The following is a 17,597-nucleotide window of genomic DNA, read 5'->3' on the forward strand; positions in this document are numbered from 1 at the left end:
CCCGGGGTCCTTACAGCCTAGGCCTCAGCCGGCTGCTTCAGCAGCGGGTGTCTCGGATGGGAACAGCCGTAGCCGGTGGGCCAGGGCCGCTGCCTCGCCTCGGCCGGAGACGTTCAGTTTGGCGAGGATGTTGGAGACGTGGACGCTGGCGGTCTTCGGGGAGATGAAGAGTTCCTCGGCTATGCGGCGGTTGCTGCGGCCCGCGGCGACCAGGCGCAGGACGTCGCGCTCGCGGCTGGTGAGGCCGAGCGCCTCGGCCGGGTCGGCGGGGGCGAGGGCCGACCGCTCCGGGGCCCCCGGGGTGTGCGTCAGGGTGAGACGGGCTCGTTGGGCGAGCAGGGCGATGGACTCGATGAGCGGGCGGGCGCGGAGGTGGTCGGCGACGGCTCCGGCCAGGCGCAGAAGCTCGGTGGCTCGGTCTCGGGCGTCGTCGTCGCCCGGGCCGGAGACCAGCAGCGACTCGGCGAGGCGGTGGCGGACGCGGGCCAGGTCGTAGGGGCGCTCCAGCGACTCGAAGGCGGCGACGGCGGCGGACCAGTCGGCCGGGGTGTCCCGGTCCTCGGCGCGCAGCAGTTCGGCGCGCACCCAGCGCTCGTACGCATGCCAGAGCGGCACGTTCGTGGCGAGCGGCTTGGCGTTCTCCCGGATGCGCTCGATGTGTTCGGCGCGGCCCTGCTCGGCGGCGGGCAGACCGCGGGCGTCGGCCTCCGCGGTGGCGGCGGCGAGGAGCAGCGGCCAGCCGTAGCGCTGGGTGCCGGGTGGCAGGCCGGTTTCCAGGGCGCGGTCGAGTTCGGCGCGGGCGTCGGGGAGGCGGCCTTGGGCGGCGGCGAGAGTAAGTGTGAGCCGGGCCAGCGGCAGGGAGTTCTGCGGCGTGGGGTCATGGGTGCCGTACGCGTCGCGGGCGGCGGCCAGGTGGCGGCCCGCCTCTGCGAGGTGCCCGCGGGCGAGCGCGATGTCGACGAGGCGCAGGAAAGAGCCGCCGCGCGGCTTGGCGCTCGGGAGGGCGTGCTGAGCATGCATCGCGGCCTCACTGGCCTCGTCCCACTGGCCCTGGGAGTAGAGAGACTCCGAGAGGTTGTCCCAAACCCAGGACTCCGACTCCAACAAACCCATTCTGCGGGTGAGTTCAAGACCGTCCCGCAGGATGCCGACGGCCTCCTTGGAGCGGCCGATGCCTTCCAGAATGGACGGCAGGTTCACATGACTGCGGCCCACCTCCCGGGCGGCCCCGATCTCGACCGACTGTCTCCGGACCTCGTACAACTCGGCGAGACCCGCCTCGATATCGCCCGATTCGACCATGAGGCCGCCGAGAGTGAGGCGCGCGTTCAGCTCGATCTCGCGGGCGCCCACCATGCGTGCGTACTCCACGGCACGTTCGGCGTCCGTCAGTGCGTCGGGCCCCGGGGTGTGGAGCATCGACCAGTTGGCGACGGACGTCAGGACCTCGGCGTGCACCTCCGAGGGCGGCAGTCCTCTCACCAGCTCCTCGGCGGTGCCGAGTTCCTTCCAGCCGTCGCCGCGGCCCAGCGCCTGCACCAGTCGGGAGCGCTGGGTCCAGAACCAGGCGGCGCGCAGGGCCTCGTCTTCACCCTCCAGGAGATGAAGGGCCCGCTTGGTGATCTTCAGAGCGCGCTCGCGCTCCCCGCAGTACCGGCCCGCGACGGCCGCCTCGGCCATCAGGTCGAGATAGGTCAGCGGCTGATTCCCCGGGTCGCAGCCGCACGCAGGAGACGGGGCGCAGCCGCAGGGCGGATAGGCCTCGGTGTAGTCGACGGGGCGCAACTCGGCCCGCACGGCGTCGGGGGCGCTGTCCCACAGCTCCATCGCCCGCTCCAGGAGCCGCAGTTGCTCCGAGTGGGCGTGCCGGCGGCGGGCCGCCACGGAGGCTTCGAGCACGGCGGGCAGCGCCTTGGCCGCGTCGTTGGCGTGATACCAGTAGCTGGCCAGGCGTGCGGCGCGCTCATCGGCGGGTACGAGCGTCGGGTCGGCCTCCAGCGCTTCGGCGTACCGCCGGTTGAGGCGGGAGCGCTCGCCGGGCAGCAGGTCGTCGGCGACGGCCTCGCGGACCAGGGAGTGGCGGAAGCGGTAGCCGTCCCCGTCGGGTGTCGCGAGCAGAAGGTTGGCGCCCACGGCGGCCCGCAGCGCCTCGATGAGATCGTCCTCGGAGAGCTGCGCCACGGCGGCGAGCAGCGCGTACTCGACGGTGGAGCCTCCCTCCGCGACGATCCGGGCGACCCGTTGGGAACTCTCGGGCAGGCTCTCGACCCGGACCAGAAGCAGGTCCCGGAGGGAGTCGGTGAGGCCGGTGCGGCAGCCCTCGTTCGCTGCCACGGCGAGCTCCTCGACGAAGAAGGCGTTCCCGTCGGAGCGTTCGAAGATCTCGTCGATCAGGGTCGGGGCGGGCTCGGAAGCGAGGATTCCGGCGATCTGGCGGCCGACTTCCGCGCGGCTGAAGCGGCCGAGTTCGATACGGCGGACCGTGCGCAGCCGGTCCAGCTCGGCCAGCAGCGGACGCAACGGATGGCGGCGGTGGACGTCGTCGGCGCGATAGGTGGCGATGACGACGAGGCGGCCGCTGCGGAGCGTACGGAAGAGGTAGGCGAGGAGGTGGCGGGTCGAGGCGTCGGCCCAGTGCAGGTCTTCCAGGAGTACGACCACCGTGTGCTCGGCGGCGACGCGCTCCAGGAGGCGGACGGTGAGTTCGAAGAGGCGGGCCATGCCCTCCTCGTCGTGCCGCCCCCGCGAGGTGTCGCCCAGCTCGGGCAGCAGCCGGGCCAGCTCCTCCTCCTGCCCGGCCGCGGCGGCGGCCAGCTCGTCGGGCAGTTGACGGCGCAGGGCGCGCAGAGCGGTGGAGAAGGGGGCGAACGGCAGCCCGTCGGCGCCGATCTCGACGCAGCCGCCGAGCGCCACGACAGCGCCCTCGCGGTCGGCCGCGCCGGCGAACTCCTCGATGAGCCGTGTCTTTCCGACGCCCGCCTCACCGCCGACCAGCAACGCCTGTGGCTCTCCCCCAGTGCTGAACGCCTGGGAGGTACCCCCACCGGCAGCGCGGGCGAGCGCGTCGTTCAGCACGTCCAGCTCGTCGGCGCGACCGACGAAAACCGGACTCACAGACCTGGTCTCCACAACGCCGAGCATCGCACAGGGCGCTGACAACGCGGCAGCGATTAACGGCGCCCGCCCGTCCCCCGGCGCCGGCGCCCCGCCCGTCCCCAACTGCCCTGCACGGCGCGGCGGCAGCCCCGTACGGCGCGGTGCCGGGAGTCCCCCCGGACTCCCGGCACCGCTGGCACTTCCGGTCGCACCGCTGGCACTTCCGGTCGCACTGCTGGCACTTCCGGTCGCACTGCTGGCACTTCCGGTCGCGCTGCTGGCGCTCCCGGCGCCTTCCCCGGGCGCCATCACGCCGCGATCACGCCGCGCGTGCGAAGCGGTGGCGGCGTGGATACGGCCGGCGATTCACCCGCCCTTCGGTGTCCTTCGCCGATCGGCGGGCGGCACGGCGGGCGCGGATGGCCTCGCGCACCATCCGGTAGTTGTCGGCCTCGCGGATCATCTCGGCGGAACGGATCTGCTGGATCTCGTACGCGAACATCTCGTACCCCTCATGAAGAAGTCGGTTTCGGGTGTCGCTCTGTGCGATGCCTCAACCTTCGTCTCCCAAGGGGGTGCGTCGCATCGGGAGAGTTCCGCATCTTGCGCACGGGAGGGGCCTTAGGTCCGCCGTAAGAAGCTCGCGGCGGACCTAAGGCCCCTCAGGACGTGCGGTGTTCCAGACTGCTTCCCGGTAGGTGGTTCAGCCGGCGGAGGGCACGGAGAGCAGGACGCCGGAGTACTTGAGGGCCGCCAGCAGCAGACCGATGACGCCGAGCGAGACGCCCGCCCAGGCGACCGACTTGATCCACGGGGCCTGTACGCGGTCGGGGTTCCCGAACGCGGGCCGCACGAGCACCACGACGCCGACGATCAGTGCGGCCACCGCGAAGAGCCCGCCCCACAGAGCGGTGGCCTGCCAGGCATCGCCGTAGAGCGCCTGGAGCTGCGTGGCGACGCTCGCGTTGCCCGCGGCCTGCATCTCGAGCTGGCCGGTGATCTCCTGTCGCGCGGAGGCCACCGTGCCGACCCAGCTGCCGGTCAGCGACACGATGCCGAGCCCGGCGGAGACGACGGCGGCGGCACCCTGGCCCACACCGGAGCCTCCGGCGGCCGAACCGGCGCTGTCACCGGAGTCCAGATGTTCCTGCTCGTCGTCCTGGTACACCTCGGCGTCGGCCTGGTCCGCGGCGGTGTCGCCGTCCTTCGTGAGCTGCACGTCCTCCTCGTCGCGCTTTGCGTCGGTGCCGGTGTGGGTGCCGGCCTCGTCAACTGTCTTGGATCCCATGCCCCGCACCGTACGGACGCTGTCTGAGAAGTGTCTTAATGATCGCCGAGGCGTCTTAGTGATCGTCGCGCGCTGCACGCGCGCGTGCGTCACGCCATTCCGGTGCGAGCACGGACCACACCTCGATGTCCTGGCGCACGCCCCGGTACGGGTAGCTCTCCCGGAGCACGCCGTCGCGGCTCATGCCCAGCCGTCGCGCCACGTTGAGGCTCGGTTCGTTGGCGGTGGACGCCTGCCACTCGACCCGGTGGATGCCGCGCTCGTCGATCGCCCAGTCGATGAGGATCCGCATGGCGCGGGTGACCAGTCCGCGTCCCGCGCCGGCCGGCTCCAGCCAGCAGCCGACCTCGCAGGTGCCCAGCTCGGCGTCGAAGTGCAGGAACAGCACACCGCCGACGAGCTTCCCGTCCAGCCACACGCCGTGCAGGCTGCCGGTGTCGGCGGCGCGCTTGTCGGCGTACGACTGGAGGAGTTCGCGCGCGGAGCCGGCATCCGTGGCGTTCACCCCGAAGGGGATGTGCTGCCCGATGAACTCTCGTCCCCGCTCCAAGTGCGCCAGGAACTCCTCGGCGTGCCAGGGCTCCAGGGGTCGCAGTTCGGCGCCGTCCTCACCCAGGGATATCGCGTACATCCTGCTGCCGCTCCTTCACGAGTACGTCCATCAGTGCACCGTCGCGCGCAGCCGGAATCGTCGCATGGGAGGGGATGGCAGGGCCGGAGTCGGGCGGTTCGATGCTGATGCGGGGCAGGCGGCGGTCGAGCCAGCGTGGCAGCCACCAGTTTGCGCCGCCGAGCATGTGCATCAGGGCGGGCACCAGGAGCGTACGCAGTACGAAGGCGTCGAGCGCGACCGCGGCGGCGAGTGCGATGCCGAACATCGCGATGACGCGGTCGCCGCTGAGCACGAAGGCGAGGAAGACCGAGATCATGATCACGGCGGCGGAGTTGATCACGCGGCTGGTCTCGGCGAGGCCGACGCGGACGGCTCGCCGGTTGTCGCCGGTCTCCAGCCATTCCTCGTACATCCGGCTGACCAGGAAGACCTGATAGTCCATGGAGAGCCCGAAGAGCACGGACACCATGATCACTGGCAGGAAGGGTTCGATCGGGCCCGCGCTGCCGAGGCCCAGCAGCTCACTTCCCCAGCCCCACTGGAAGATCGCGACGACGACGCCGAAGGCGGCGGCGACGGCCGCGACATTCATCGCGGCGGCCTTCAGGGGTATGCCGATGGAGCGGAAGGCGAGCAGCAGCAGGAGGCAGCCGAGCCCGATCACGACGCCCACGAACAGGGGCAGCTTGCCGATGATGACCTCGGCGAAGTCGTCGTAGCCGGCCGTGACACCGCCGACGTGCAGGTCCAGCGAGGTGTCCGCCTCGGCCCGCGGCAGTACGTCGGTGCGCAGCCGGTCGACGAGGTCGCTGGTCTTCTCGGACTGCGGCGAGGACTCAGGGATGACGGTGAGGTACGCGGTGTCGCCACCCTGGTCGTACGTCACCGGGGTCACCGAGGCGACACCTTCGGTGGACCGGAGGGTTTCGTCGAGGTTGTCGAGGGCGAGCCGGTCCTGGCCGCCGTCGACCTCGGTGACGAGGGTCAGCGGGCCGTTGACGCCGGGGCCGAAGCCGTCGGCCAGCAGGTCGTACGCCTGGCGGGTGGTGGCGGTCTCCGGGTTGTTGCCCTGGTCCGAGGTGCCGAGGTGCAGACCGAGGGTGGGCAGCGCCAGCACGGTCATGACGGCGAGGGCGACGACTCCGAGCAGCTTGGGGTGCCGCTCGACGAAGGCGGACCAGCGGGCGGCGAGCCCGGTGGGGATCTCCGGCTCGGGACCGTGCTCGTCCAGGTGCCGGCGCTCGCGTCCGCTGAGGGCGCGCATACCGATGAAGGAGAGCAGCGAGGGCAGCAGGGTCACGGAGGCGGCGACCGTGAGCAGCACGGTCAGGGACGCGGCGATCGCCACGCCGTTCAGGAAGCTGAGCCGCAGGATGAGCATGCCGAGCAGGGCTATACACACCGTTGCGCCCGCGAAGACGACCGCGCGCCCGGTGGTGGCCACCGCGTTGCGCGCGGCCTCCTCGACCGGCAGCCCGCGCTTCAGACCGCGCCGGTGTCTGGTCACGATGAACAGCGCGTAGTCGATCCCGACGCCGAGGCCGACCAGCATGCCGAGCATCGGCGCGAAGTCGGCGACGGTCATGAAATGCCCGAGCAGCACGATCCCCGCGTACGCCGTGCCGACGCTCACCAGAGCCGTGGCGATCGGCAGCAGCGAAGCGGCAAGCGAGCCGAAGGCGAGAAAGAGGACCACGGCGGCGACGATCACGCCGACGACCTCGGCGATATGGCCGCCCGAGGACTCGGTGAGCCCGATGGCGTTACCGCCCAGCTCGACCCGGAGGCCGTCCGTCTCGGCGTCCTTTGCGGTGTCCACGACCGCCTGGACGTGGGCCTTGTCGATGTCCTTGGACTGCTCGTCGAAGGTGACCGAGGCGTAGGCGGTGTGCCCGTCGGCGCTGATCCGCCCGGCGCCCTGGCTGTCGTACGGGTCGGTCACGGAGGCCACGCCGGGCAGTTCCTCGATCTTGTCGAGGGTGCCCTTCATCGTCTGCTCGACGTCGGCGGCGCGTACGGAACCCGCGTCGGAGGCGGTGTGCCAGACGATGGTGTCGCTGTCCCCGCCCATGTCCGGGAAGCTCTTCTTCAGCAGCTGGGCCGCCTGGCCGGATTCCGTGCCGGGCACCTTGTAGTCGTTCGAGTAGGCGGATCCGGCAGCCATTGCGGCGACGGTTGTACCACCGAGCGCCAGGACCCAGAGCAGAACGACAAGAAGGCGGTGCCGGACACACCAGCGTGCGAGTGCTGCCACGAACGAGCTCCCAGTGGGGGTGGGGACTGTGGATCTTTACCGGGAACCGCCGAGCAAAGAACACATGAGCAATACGTGGACAACTCTTGCAGGCCGTAGAGATCGTTAGCCGTTTTCGTGGACTTACTCACAGAAATGCGAGCGAGTTCACAGCGCGCATATGTGAACCCGCTCGCATTTCCCGGCGTCCGCCCCACGCGGCGAATGGCTGCCGGATACGCTCGCGCGTTTCAGCGGCGGGCAGTCGCGTGTCTCAGCCGGACACCCTCGCGCGCCCGTTCTCGATATGCCCCATCAGCCGCCTCCGGAAGGCGGCGTCCCCGGCCGCGGTCACTTCCACGTCGTACCAGCCGTGGGCATCCCGCGTGGCATGCGCGAAAGCCACCGCTCGCCCCGGCTGCACGGTGAGCTTCCGGTCACCGGCGGCGGCGTAACCAAGTGAAGTGGCGGCCGGCAGCACATCGTTGAACATCATCATGCAGATCGCCGCGTCCGTCGGCACAGCGCTGACGGCATTGCTGCTGACGGCTACGGACGGGTTCCGTACGACGTTGCTGTGCGGGGTGGGGCTGATGGCACTGGCGTTGCCGATGGCGCTGCGGCTGCCGAACCGCCGCCCCTGACCCCTGAACGACGAACGCCGGTGGGGCTGGAGTGCTCCAGCCCCACCGGCGTTCAGACACGCTCCCGAGGGATCAGCCCTCGACGCCCAGCTTCTCCAGGATCAGTTCCTTGACGCGCGCCGCGTCGGCCTGTCCCCGCGTGGCCTTCATGACCGCGCCCACCAGGGCGCCCGCCGCTGCCACCTTGCCGCCGCGGATCTTGTCCGCGATGGCCGGGTTGCCCGCGATGGCCTCGTCGACGGCGGTCGTGAGGGCGCCCTCGTCCGAGACGACCTTCAGGCCGCGCTTCTCGACGACCTCGTCCGGGGTGCCTTCGCCCGCGAGAACGCCTTCGATGACCTGACGGGCCAGCTTGTCGTTGAGGGAGCCCTCCTTGACCAGCGAGGTCACCCGGGCCACCTGCTCGGGCGTGATCGGCAGTTCGTCGATCGGACGCCCCGACTCGTTGGCGTTCCGGGCCAGTTCGCCCATCCACCACTTGCGGGCCGAGACCGAGTCGGCACCCGCCTCGATCGTGGCGGCGATCAGATCGACCGCGCCCGCGTTGAGGATCGACTGCATGTCGTGCTCGGAGATCCCCCACTCCTCACGCAGCCGGTTGCGGCGTACGCGAGGCAGTTCGGGCAGGCCCGCCCGCAGCTCCTCGACCCACTCGCGGGTCGGAGCGACGGGGACGAGGTCCGGCTCGGGGAAGTAGCGGTAGTCCTCCGCCTCTTCCTTCACGCGCCCGGAGGTCGTGGAGCCCGTGTCCTCGTGGAAGTGGCGAGTCTCCTGGATGATCGTGCCGCCGCTGCTCAGGACGGCGGCGTGCCGCTGGATCTCGTACCGGCAGGCCCGCTCCACCGACCGCAGCGAGTTGACGTTCTTCGTCTCGGAGCGCGTACCGAACTTCTCGGTGCCGTTCGGGCGCAGCGAGAGGTTCACGTCGCAGCGCATCTGGCCCATCTCCATGCGGGCCTCGGAGACGCCGAGCGCCTTGATGAGCTCACGCAGTTCGGCCACGTACGCCTTGGCGACCTCGGGAGCGCGCTCGCCGGCACCGACGATCGGCTTGGTGACGATCTCGATGAGCGGGATGCCGGCACGGTTGTAGTCGAGGAGGGAGTGCGAGGCGCCGTGGATACGGCCCGTCGCGCCGCCCACGTGGGTGGACTTGCCGGTGTCCTCCTCCATGTGGGCGCGCTCGATCTCCACACGGAAGACCTCGCCGTCCTCCAACTGGACGTCCAGATAGCCGTTGAAGGCGATCGGCTCGTCGTACTGGGAGGTCTGGAAGTTCTTCGGCATGTCCGGATAGAAGTAGTTCTTCCGGGCGAAACGGCACCATTCGGCGATCTCGCAGTTCAGCGCGAGACCGATCTTGATCGCGGACTCGACACCGGTCGCGTTCATGACCGGGAGGGAGCCGGGCAGGCCGAGGCAGACGGGGCAGGTCTGCGAGTTCGGTTCGGCGCCCAGTTCGGTCGAACAGCCGCAGAACATCTTGGTCTTGGTGCCGAGTTCGACATGGACCTCGAGGCCCATGACGGGGTCGTACGACGCCAGCGCGTCCTCGTACGACACCAGGTCGATCGTGGTGGTCACGGTGAAACTTCCCTCTCAGCCCAGCAGGACGTCGTCGTCGCCCAGCCGCTTCAGCTCGCGGTAGAGCAGTGCGAGACCGGTGACGACGCCGGCGGCGGTCACCACGGCGTCGACGAGCCGCAGTGTGTCGTTCTCGATGCGCGCCTTCTTGATCTGCTTGGCGACACCGATCGCGCCGAACGCGGTCGTGGCGATGGACAGGTACGTGCCGGACTTCGACTTCTTGAAGCCCTTGGCCTTCGACAGTGCCTTGCTCACAGCGACGGAGCCTCCTCGATCAGCGGGTGTCCCCACCTTTCCACGAAGGCGGCCTCGACCGCGGCGCCCACCTTGTAAAGGCGGTCGTCCTGCATCGCGGGGGCGATGATCTGCAGACCGACCGGGAGGTTGTCCTCCGGCGCGAGACCGCAGGGCAGCGACATGGCGGCGTTGCCCGCCAGGTTGGTCGGAATGGTGCACAGGTCCGCGAGGTACATCGCCATCGGGTCGTCGGCGCGCTCGCCGATCGGGAAGGCGGTGGTCGGCGTCGTCGGCGAGACGATCACGTCGACCTGCTCGAAGGCCTTCTCGAAGTCGCGGGTGATGAGCGTACGGACCTTCTGGGCGCTGCCGTAGTACGCGTCGTAGTAGCCGCTCGACAGGGCGTACGTGCCGAGCATGATGCGGCGCTTGACCTCGTCTCCGAAGCCCGCCTCACGGGTGAGGGAGGTGACGTCCTCGGCGGAGCGGCTGCCGTCGTCGCCGGTGCGCAGGCCGTAGCGCAGGCCGTCGAAGCGGGCGAGGTTGGAGGAGCACTCGGACGGCGCGATCAGGTAGTACGCGGACAGCGCCAGGTCGAAGGACGGGCAGTCCAGCTCGACGATCTCGGCGCCCAGCTCCTTGAGGAGCGAGACCGACTCATCGAAGCGCTGGACGACACCGGCCTGGTAGCCCTCGCCGCGGAACTGCTTGACGACGCCGACGCGCATCCCCGCGACGGAGCCGTTGCGGGCGGCCTCGACGACGGGCGGTACGGGCGCGGCGATGGAGGTCGAGTCGAGGGGGTCGTGACCGGCGATCACCTCGTGGAGGAGGGCCGCGTCCAGGACCGTACGGGCGCAGGGCCCGCCCTGGTCGAGGGACGACGAGAACGCCACCATGCCGTACCGGGACACTCCGCCGTACGTCGGCTTCACGCCGACCGTGCCGGTGACGGCGGCGGGCTGCCGGATGGAGCCGCCGGTGTCGGTGCCGATGGCGAGCGGGGCCTGGAAGGAGGCGAGGGCGGCGGAGGACCCGCCGCCGGAGCCGCCGGGGATGCGCGTCAGGTCCCACGGGTTGCCGGTCGGCCCGAACGCGCTGTTCTCGGTGCTGGACCCCATGGCGAACTCGTCCATGTTGGTCTTGCCGAGGATGACGACGTCGGCGGCCTTCAGCCGCTGGGTGACGGTCGCGTCGTACGGCGGGATCCAGCCCTCGAGGATCTTCGAACCGACGGTGGTCGGAATCCCCTCGGTGGTGAAGATGTCCTTGAGCGCGAGCGGTACGCCGGCGAGGGGACCGAGCTTCTCGCCTCGCTCCCGCTTCTCGTCGACGCCACGGGCCTGGGCGAGGGCGCCCTCCCGGTCGATGTGCAGGAAGGCGTGCACCTTCTCGTCGACGGCCTCGATACGGGCCAGGTGGGCCTCGGTGACCTGCACGGCCGTGAGCTCGCCGGCGGCGATCTTCTGGGCGATCTCGGCGGCGGTGAGCTTGATGATGGTGACGTTGTTGTCCGTCATGTCGGGTTACTCCTCCCCCAGGATCTGCGGCACCTTGAAACGCTGCTGCTCCTGGGCAGGGGCGCCGGACAGCGCCTGCTCGGGGGTGAGCGACGGACGGACCTCGTCCGCGCGCATGACGTTCGTCAGCGGCAGCGGGTGGGAGGTCGGCGGTACGTCTTGGTCGGCGACCTCGCTGACGCGGGCGACCGCGCCGATGATGTCGTCGAGCTGACCGGCGAAGTGATCGAGCTCTTCGCCCTTCAGCTCCAGACGCGCCAGCCGTGCGAGGTGGGCGACCTCCTCGCGCGTGATGCCAGGCATGCAGCGATCCTCAGGGGTGAGTGTGTGTGCTTTGCGCCAATCCTATGGCGCCGGTGCGGGTGGCTGCGCCCGGGTTTCCGTTCTGCCCCCCGCCCTGTGGAGCACCGTGCCCCTGAGGGGTCCCTAAACGACCCGCCCCGGATCGTCCGCCGCAGCCGCGGGCAAGGCGGCCCGTGGCCGCTGCCACCCCCGGGATCCACGAGCCCGGAGCCACGCGGTGGTCTCCTCCGCGGGCATCGCCGCGGCGACGAGCCACCCCTGAACCGCATCGCATCCGAGGTCCCGGAGCCGCTCCCACGTCTCGTCGTCCTCCACGCCTTCGGCGACGACGAGAAGCCCCAGCGAGTGAGCGAGGTCGACGGTGCAGCGGACGATCTCGGCGTCCTCCGTGTCGACGGCCAGCCGGGCCACGAAGGACCGGTCGATCTTCAGCTCGCTCACGGGCAGCCGGCGCAGATGCACCAGCGAGGAGTACCCGGTCCCGAAGTCGTCGAGGGACATCTTCACGCCGTGCCCGGTCAGCGCGGCCAGCGTGGCCGCGGCCCGGTGCGGATCCTCGAGCAGCACATGCTCGGTGATCTCCAACTGCAGGGCCCCCGCCGGGACTCCGTGCCGTGCGAGCCGCGCGGCGACCGATCCCGCGAACCCAGGCGTGTGCACATCGCGCGGCGACACATTCACGGCCACGGGCACATAAAGCCCTTGAGCCCGCCAGCGGGCCACTTGCCCGAGCGCCGTCTCCAGCACGTACTCCGTGAGGTGCGGCATCAGTCCGGACGACTCGGCGATCGCTATGAACTCGTCCGGCGGCACCTTCCCGCGCTCGGGATGCACCCACCGTACGAGCGCCTCGAGCCCAGCCACCTGCCCGTCGAAGCGGACCTTCGGCTGGTAGTGCAGCTCGACGTCCCCGGAATCCAGGGCCCGGCGCAGATCCCCCAACAGGCCCAGCCGGTCGGGGGTGTTGGAGTCCCGCTTGGACTCGTACACCTCCACGCCCGTACGGTCCCGCTTCGCCTGGTACATCGCGACGTCCGCCCGCCGCAGCAGCCCCTCCGCGTCCAGCGCGTGATCGGGGAAGACGGCGAGCCCCGCACTGGCCTCCAGTACGAGCGTCAGCCCGTCGAGATCCAGCGGCGAGCCGAGCGCGGCGACGAGATTACGAGCCACCCGCGTCGCGGACGTCGTCGAGTCGGCCACGGGCAGCAGTACGGCGAACTCGTCACCGCCGAGCCGCGCGGCCTCCGCCCCGCGCGGCAACGCCAGCCGCAGCCGATCCGCGATCTGCAACAGCAGCCGGTCCCCCGCGAGATGCCCCAGCGTGTCATTCACGGACCGGAAACGATCCAGGTCGATCAGCATCAGCGCGGAACGCGCACCGATCCGCTCGGCGTCCTCGAGCGCCGTCCAGGTGCGTTCGAGGAGCCACTGACGATTGGGCAGCCCGGTGAGCGGGTCGCGCAGTTGTTCCTCAGCGCGGGCGCGGGCAATCCACAGGCTGAAGTCGAGCGCGATCAGGGGGATCGCGAAGAGCGGCAGCAGTACGGGGAGGGACATGGCGACGACGCAGATCAGCGGGGCGATACCGAGCAGCGCCACGGCCACCAGCCCGTGTCTGACCAGGGCGGTACGGGCGACAGTCGGCACTCCGGCACGGGGCGCATGGAGGTACCAGAGGAGCGCGCGCGTCACAGCGAGGTACGCGACGGCCACCAACACCACCTCGGGCGCGGTGTAGACGGTCCAGCTCTCCGGGTTCCAGGGCTCCTCCACGGACGGGACCCTGCCGAACACGGCGAGCACCAGCGCACCGCCGCCGATGCCGAGAATGTCCACCGCGCCTTGCAGCACGCCCTGCCGCCAGCGGTGCCGTCGGGCTATGCCGACGAGCACGACGACGGTGAGGCTGACCATTCCGGCCGGCACCCAGCCGTACAGCAGCAGGACGGCGAGCGTGAGGGCCGCGCCGGAGCCCGTGCCGCCCCACCAGCGGGCGCGGCCGAGCGCCACCAGATGCCCGACGATGATGCCGACCAGCACCGCGAGCGACCAGCCGACGGAGCCGGACGGAAAGAGCGCCTGATGCCCGGTGAGTCCCCGGAAGAAGCCCGCGCCGAGTACGAACCCGGCCGCCGCGACGACCGCGGTGGGCAGGGTGGGCCAGTACGTGTGCCGCTCGGATTCGTGTCCCGGCAGCCCGTGCCCAGCGCCGGCGCTCCCCTGACCGGATGTTCCCAGCCCGGAACCCGTGCTCTCCCGGCCCGGCATCCCAAGTGCGGGGCGAGTGCCGGGGTTCCCGAGCCCGGAGCGGGTGCCAGGGTTCCCGAGCCCGGAGCGGGTGCCGGGATTCCCGAGCCCGGAGCCGGCGCTCATCTGGCCCTGCCCACGCCCCTGTCCGCGCGCGTCCGTGCCCGGCGCCTGCGCGTCCACTCCATTGCGCTGCCCACCCACGGCTCGCTGGCCGACGGCCCCCAGGGACGCCCCCCATCTCCGCACGCCGGTCACCCAGCGCGGGCGCAGCCGTGAGTCCGGGGCGGCGCTCTCGGTCGGTTCCATTCCCGTCCCTCTCACAGCCGGCGGTGCCCACGCCACGCGGCCCGATGCCCGACACACCCTCAACGGCACCGCGTCTGAAAACTCTTCCCCCGCTCTTGACGAGCGGAAGATGCCCCAACCGCAGCTGGGCACGGCAGGCGCACATCTCAACAGTAGGCCGCAGAAGGCTTCTACGGGCACCGGTCGTCTACGGTTGCCCGAATGCGACCAGGCCACCCGCATGCATCTGGTATGCGCCGAACGGGTGGCCTTCAATCCCTACTCCTCGATCGGAAGTGCGACTTCAGCGCCTGCTTCCGGCCCTTGTTCGAGCAGAACGGCAAAGCCGTCCTCGTTCAGAACAGGCACTTTGAGCTGCATCGCCTTGTCGTACTTCGATCCAGGATTGTCACCTACGACCACGAAAGACGTCTTCTTCGAAACCGATCCGGTCACTTTCGCACCCCGGCTCTGGAGTTCCTCTTTCGCGCCGTCCCGTGTGTGGTGTTCGAGCGTTCCGGTGACGACGACGGTGAGGCCTTCGAGCGGGCGCGGTCCTTCGTCCTCGCCCGAACTCTCTTCCGCCATCCGGACACCGGCGGCCCGCCACTTGCGCAGTATTTCCTGGTGCCAGTCCACCGCGAACCACTCTTTCAGGGAGGCCGCGATGATGGCGCCGACTCCCTCGGTGGCGGCAAGCTCCTCCTCCGTGGCCTGCTCGATACGGTCGACAGAGCGGAACTCGCGGGCCAGCGCCTCGGCCGCGACCGGTCCCACGTGACGGATCGACAAGCCGGTGAGGATACGGGCGAGCGGGCGCTGCTTGGCGGCCTCGATGTTCTCGAGCATCGCCAGCGCGTTCTTCCGCGGCCCGCCCTCCTTGTTGGCGAAGACCCAGGCTTCCTTCTCCTCACCGGTCTCCGGGTCCCGCTTCGGCAGGCCGCTGTCCTGGTCGAGGACGTATGCCTTGATGGGCAGCAACTGCTCGATGGTGAGGTCGAAGAGGTCGCCCTCGTCCTTCAGCGGCGGCTCGGCCGGCTCCAGAGGCTTGGTGAGCGCGGCGGCGGCGACGTATCCGAAGTTCTCGATGTCCAGCGCCTTGCGTCCCGCGAGGTAGAAGAGGCGCTCGCGCAACTGGGCTGGGCACGTACGCGCGTTGGGGCAGCGCAGGTCGACGTCGCCCTCCTTCATCGGCCGCAGCGGTGTGCCGCACTCGGGGCACTCGGCCGGCATCACGAACTCCCGCTCGCTGCCGTCGCGCAGATCGGCGACCGGGCCGAGGATCTCCGGGATGACGTCACCGGCCTTGCGCAGCACCACCGTGTCGCCGATGAGGACGCCCTTGGCCTTGACCACGTCCTGGTTGTGCAGCGTCGCGAACTCGACCTCGGAGCCCGCCACGGTGACCGGCTCCACCTGCGCGTACGGAGTGACACGGCCCGTGCGGCCCACGCCCACACGGATGTTGACCAGCTTGGTGTTGACCTCCTCCGGCGCGTACTTCCACGCGATCGCCCAGCGCGGGGCGCGCGAGGTCGAGCCGAGGCGGCCCTGGAGGGGGATCTCGTCGAGCTTCACGACGACGCCGTCGATCTCGTGCTGCACGGAGTGGCGGTTCTCGCCGTAGTACGCGATGAACTCCCGTACGCCGTCCAGGTCGTCGACGACCTTGCTGTACGGGGTCGTCGGCAGGCCCCATTCGCGCAGCAGGTCGTAGGCCTGCGAGAGCCGGTCGAGTCCGTCGAAGCCTGCTCTGGCGCCGATGCCGTGCACGACCATGTGCAACGGGCGGGTGGCGGTGACGCGGGGGTCCTTCTGGCGCAGTGAACCCGCGGCGGCGTTGCGCGGGTTGGCGAAGGGCTTGTCGCCGGCTTCCACCAGGCGGGCGTTGAGCTCCTGGAACTTCTCCATCGGGAAGTAGACCTCGCCGCGGATCTCCACGAGGTCGGGGATGCGGTCGCCCCTCAGGCGGTCGGGGATCTCGGCGATCGTCCGGACATTCGGTGTGATGTCCTCGCCCGTGCGGCCGTCGCCGCGGGTCGCCGCGCGGGTGAGACGGCCGTGCTCATAGGTGAGGTTGACGGCGAGGCCGTCCACCTTCAGCTCGCACAGGAAGTGGTGGTCGGAGGTGCCGACCTCCTTCGCGACGCGCTCGGCCCAGGCTGCGAGCTCCGCGTCATCGAAGGCGTTGTCCAGCGACAGCATGCGCTCGCGGTGCTGGACGGCCGTGAAGTCCGTCTCGTACGCCCCCGCGACCTTCTGGGTCGGCGAATCGGGGGTGCGCAGCTCGGGATACTCGTCCTCCAGAGCCTCCAGGGAGCGCAGCAGCCGGTCGAATTCCGCGTCGCTGATGACCGGCGCGTCCTTCACGTAGTACCGGAAGCGGTGCTCCTCGATCTGCTCCGCGAGCTGGGCGTGCTTCTCCCGTGCCTCGGCGGGCACGGGCCCCGCAGTCGAGCCAGTCTGTGCGTCCTTGTCGCCGGCCACCGTGTCGTCCTCCCGTTACTCTGGGTTGTCCGCGAGGGATCTCGCCGCCTGGACGCAGCGGGCGAGCGCCCGGCGCGCGTACTCGGGCGAAGCACCCGCGAGCCCGCACGTCGGAGTGACCGTGACCGACTCCGCGAGAAGCCCCGGATTCAGCCCCAGCCTGCGCCACAGCGTCCTGACACCCATGACGCTACCGGCAGGGTCTGACAATGGGCCGTCCGTGCCCGGCACGACGCCCGCGAACAGCTTCGTGCCCCCTTCCACTGCTTCCCCGATCACGTCGTCGTCACGCTCGGTGAGGAGACCGAAGTCGACGGAGATCGCGGAAGCCCCCGCCCGCCGCAGCAGGGCGAACGGGACATCGGGGGCGCAGGTGTGCACGATCACGGGCCCCTCGTCCTGCACGCCGGCGACGTCCCGCAGCGTGCTCTCGGCGACCTGGCGGTCCACGGCCCGGTGGGTGCGGTAACCGCTCGCGGTCTTCACCTGCCCGCGCAGGACGGCGACGAGCGAGGGCTCGTCGAGTTGCAGCACGATCTCGGCGCCGGGCACCCGCCGCCGTACGTCGTCGAGGTGGGCGCGCAGTCCCTCGGTGAGCGACCCGGCGAGATCCCGGCACGCACCGGCGTCGGACAACGCCGCCTGGCCGTTCTTCAGCTCCAGCGCCGACGCGAGCGTCCAGGGCCCCACCGCCTGCACCTTCAGCGGCCCCTCGTACCCCTGCGTGAATTCCTCCAGCGCGTCGAGGTCCTGACGGAGCCAGGCCCTGGCCCGCCGGGTGTCCCGCCCCGGCCGGTCCCCGATCCGCCATCCGCTGGGCTCCACGCGCGCGTACAGCTCGACCAGCATCCCGGCGGTACGCCCGATCATGTCGGCCCCGGGCCCCCGGGCCGGCAGCTCCGCCAGATACGGCATCCCCGTCTCCGGCCCCTCAAGGGTCCCGGTCACGGTCTTGGCGGCCTCCCGGGCGTCCTGGCCCGGCATCGACCCGATCCCGGTCGCGGGACCGGGCCTGAACTCGCTGTTTTCGCTCACGCGGGAAGTGTCGCTCACG

At 70.4% G+C, this 17,597-nt stretch carries 13 protein-coding genes and 1 pseudogene; 1 reads left to right on the plus strand and 13 read right to left on the minus strand.

What is annotated here, in order from left to right:
- Positions 1 to 24 precede the first annotated feature (24 nt).
- The 6 genes and pseudogenes from OHT21_RS13195 to OHT21_RS13220 form a co-directional block, all read right to left on the minus strand.
- Positions 25 to 3,141 (minus strand): helix-turn-helix transcriptional regulator, encoded by a 3,117-nt coding sequence (locus OHT21_RS13195; RefSeq protein WP_328768459.1) that lies wholly within the window; start codon positions 3,139 to 3,141, stop codon positions 25 to 27.
- 274 nt (positions 3,142 to 3,415) lie between these two features.
- Positions 3,416 to 3,598: a hypothetical protein gene (locus OHT21_RS13200; RefSeq protein ID WP_328768460.1), complete on the minus strand. Its 183-nt coding sequence runs from the start codon at positions 3,596 to 3,598 to the stop codon at positions 3,416 to 3,418.
- Positions 3,599 to 3,799: 201 nt separating this feature from the next.
- Positions 3,800 to 4,384, minus strand: a complete 585-nt coding sequence (locus tag OHT21_RS13205) for a hypothetical protein (RefSeq protein WP_328768461.1) — start codon at positions 4,382 to 4,384, stop codon at positions 3,800 to 3,802.
- Between the two features lie 55 nt (positions 4,385 to 4,439).
- Entirely contained in the window at positions 4,440 to 5,015 is a 576-nt protein-coding gene (locus tag OHT21_RS13210; protein WP_328768462.1) for a GNAT family N-acetyltransferase, read from the minus strand.
- The gene (locus OHT21_RS13215; RefSeq protein ID WP_328768463.1) at positions 4,993 to 7,251 is read right to left on the minus strand and encodes an MMPL family transporter; all 2,259 of its coding nucleotides are present in this window, start codon (positions 7,249 to 7,251) and stop codon (positions 4,993 to 4,995) included. Before OHT21_RS13215 ends, OHT21_RS13210 begins: the two co-directional genes overlap by 23 nt.
- Positions 7,252 to 7,504: 253 nt before the next feature.
- Positions 7,505 to 7,690 (minus strand): annotated as a pseudogene (locus tag OHT21_RS13220) (phospholipase domain-containing protein); the annotation flags it as partial.
- A 37-nt stretch (positions 7,691 to 7,727) separates the two neighbouring features.
- On the opposite strand from OHT21_RS13220, the gene OHT21_RS13225 reads away from it, so the two are divergent.
- Positions 7,728 to 7,874, plus strand: a complete 147-nt coding sequence (locus tag OHT21_RS13225) for a hypothetical protein (RefSeq protein WP_328768464.1) — start codon at positions 7,728 to 7,730, stop codon at positions 7,872 to 7,874.
- A gap of 72 nt (positions 7,875 to 7,946) precedes the next feature.
- Here the strand turns inward: OHT21_RS13225 and gatB are convergent, their stop codons facing one another.
- From gatB to OHT21_RS13260, 7 genes are all read right to left on the minus strand, one after another.
- Entirely contained in the window at positions 7,947 to 9,458 is a 1,512-nt protein-coding gene (gene gatB / locus OHT21_RS13230) for an Asp-tRNA(Asn)/Glu-tRNA(Gln) amidotransferase subunit GatB (protein WP_328768466.1), read from the minus strand.
- Positions 9,459 to 9,473: 15 nt separating this feature from the next.
- Complete coding sequence (locus tag OHT21_RS13235; protein WP_328768467.1) at positions 9,474 to 9,716, minus strand: hypothetical protein; 243 nt, start codon at positions 9,714 to 9,716, stop codon at positions 9,474 to 9,476.
- The gene (gene gatA / locus OHT21_RS13240) at positions 9,713 to 11,218 is read right to left on the minus strand and encodes an Asp-tRNA(Asn)/Glu-tRNA(Gln) amidotransferase subunit GatA (RefSeq protein WP_328768468.1); all 1,506 of its coding nucleotides are present in this window, start codon (positions 11,216 to 11,218) and stop codon (positions 9,713 to 9,715) included. Before gatA ends, OHT21_RS13235 begins: the two co-directional genes overlap by 4 nt.
- 6 nt (positions 11,219 to 11,224) lie before the next feature.
- Positions 11,225 to 11,521 (minus strand): Asp-tRNA(Asn)/Glu-tRNA(Gln) amidotransferase subunit GatC, encoded by a 297-nt coding sequence (gatC, locus tag OHT21_RS13245; RefSeq protein WP_165339132.1) that lies wholly within the window; start codon positions 11,519 to 11,521, stop codon positions 11,225 to 11,227.
- Between the two features lie 123 nt (positions 11,522 to 11,644).
- Positions 11,645 to 14,077, minus strand: a complete 2,433-nt coding sequence (locus tag OHT21_RS13250) for a putative bifunctional diguanylate cyclase/phosphodiesterase (protein ID WP_328768469.1) — start codon at positions 14,075 to 14,077, stop codon at positions 11,645 to 11,647.
- A gap of 258 nt (positions 14,078 to 14,335) precedes the next feature.
- Entirely contained in the window at positions 14,336 to 16,543 is a 2,208-nt protein-coding gene (gene ligA, locus OHT21_RS13255) for an NAD-dependent DNA ligase LigA (protein WP_328768470.1), read from the minus strand.
- A gap of 15 nt (positions 16,544 to 16,558) precedes the next feature.
- Positions 16,559 to 17,578, minus strand: a complete 1,020-nt coding sequence (locus OHT21_RS13260) for a methionine synthase (protein ID WP_328774070.1) — start codon at positions 17,576 to 17,578, stop codon at positions 16,559 to 16,561.
- Positions 17,579 to 17,597 lie beyond the last annotated feature (19 nt).

This window comes from Streptomyces sp. NBC_00286, assembly GCF_036173125.1.
Taxonomy (GTDB): Bacteria; Actinomycetota; Actinomycetes; order Streptomycetales; family Streptomycetaceae; genus Streptomyces.

Bases quoted from the DNA above. Each gene is read 5' to 3' on its own strand.
- OHT21_RS13250 (WP_328768469.1), bottom strand. From the start codon at position 14,077: ATGGAACCGACCGAGAGCGCCGCCCCGGACTCACGGCTGCGCCCGCGC.
- OHT21_RS13225 (WP_328768464.1), top strand. From the start codon at position 7,728: ATGCAGATCGCCGCGTCCGTCGGCACAGCGCTGACGGCATTGCTGCTG.
- OHT21_RS13210 (WP_328768462.1), bottom strand. From the start codon at position 5,015: ATGTACGCGATATCCCTGGGTGAGGACGGCGCCGAACTGCGACCCCTG.
- gatA (WP_328768468.1), bottom strand. From the start codon at position 11,218: ATGACGGACAACAACGTCACCATCATCAAGCTCACCGCCGCCGAGATC.
- OHT21_RS13200 (WP_328768460.1), bottom strand. From the start codon at position 3,598: ATGTTCGCGTACGAGATCCAGCAGATCCGTTCCGCCGAGATGATCCGC.
- OHT21_RS13195 (WP_328768459.1), bottom strand. From the start codon at position 3,141: ATGCTCGGCGTTGTGGAGACCAGGTCTGTGAGTCCGGTTTTCGTCGGT.
- gatC (WP_165339132.1), bottom strand. From the start codon at position 11,521: ATGCCTGGCATCACGCGCGAGGAGGTCGCCCACCTCGCACGGCTGGCG.
- OHT21_RS13205 (WP_328768461.1), bottom strand. From the start codon at position 4,384: ATGGGATCCAAGACAGTTGACGAGGCCGGCACCCACACCGGCACCGAC.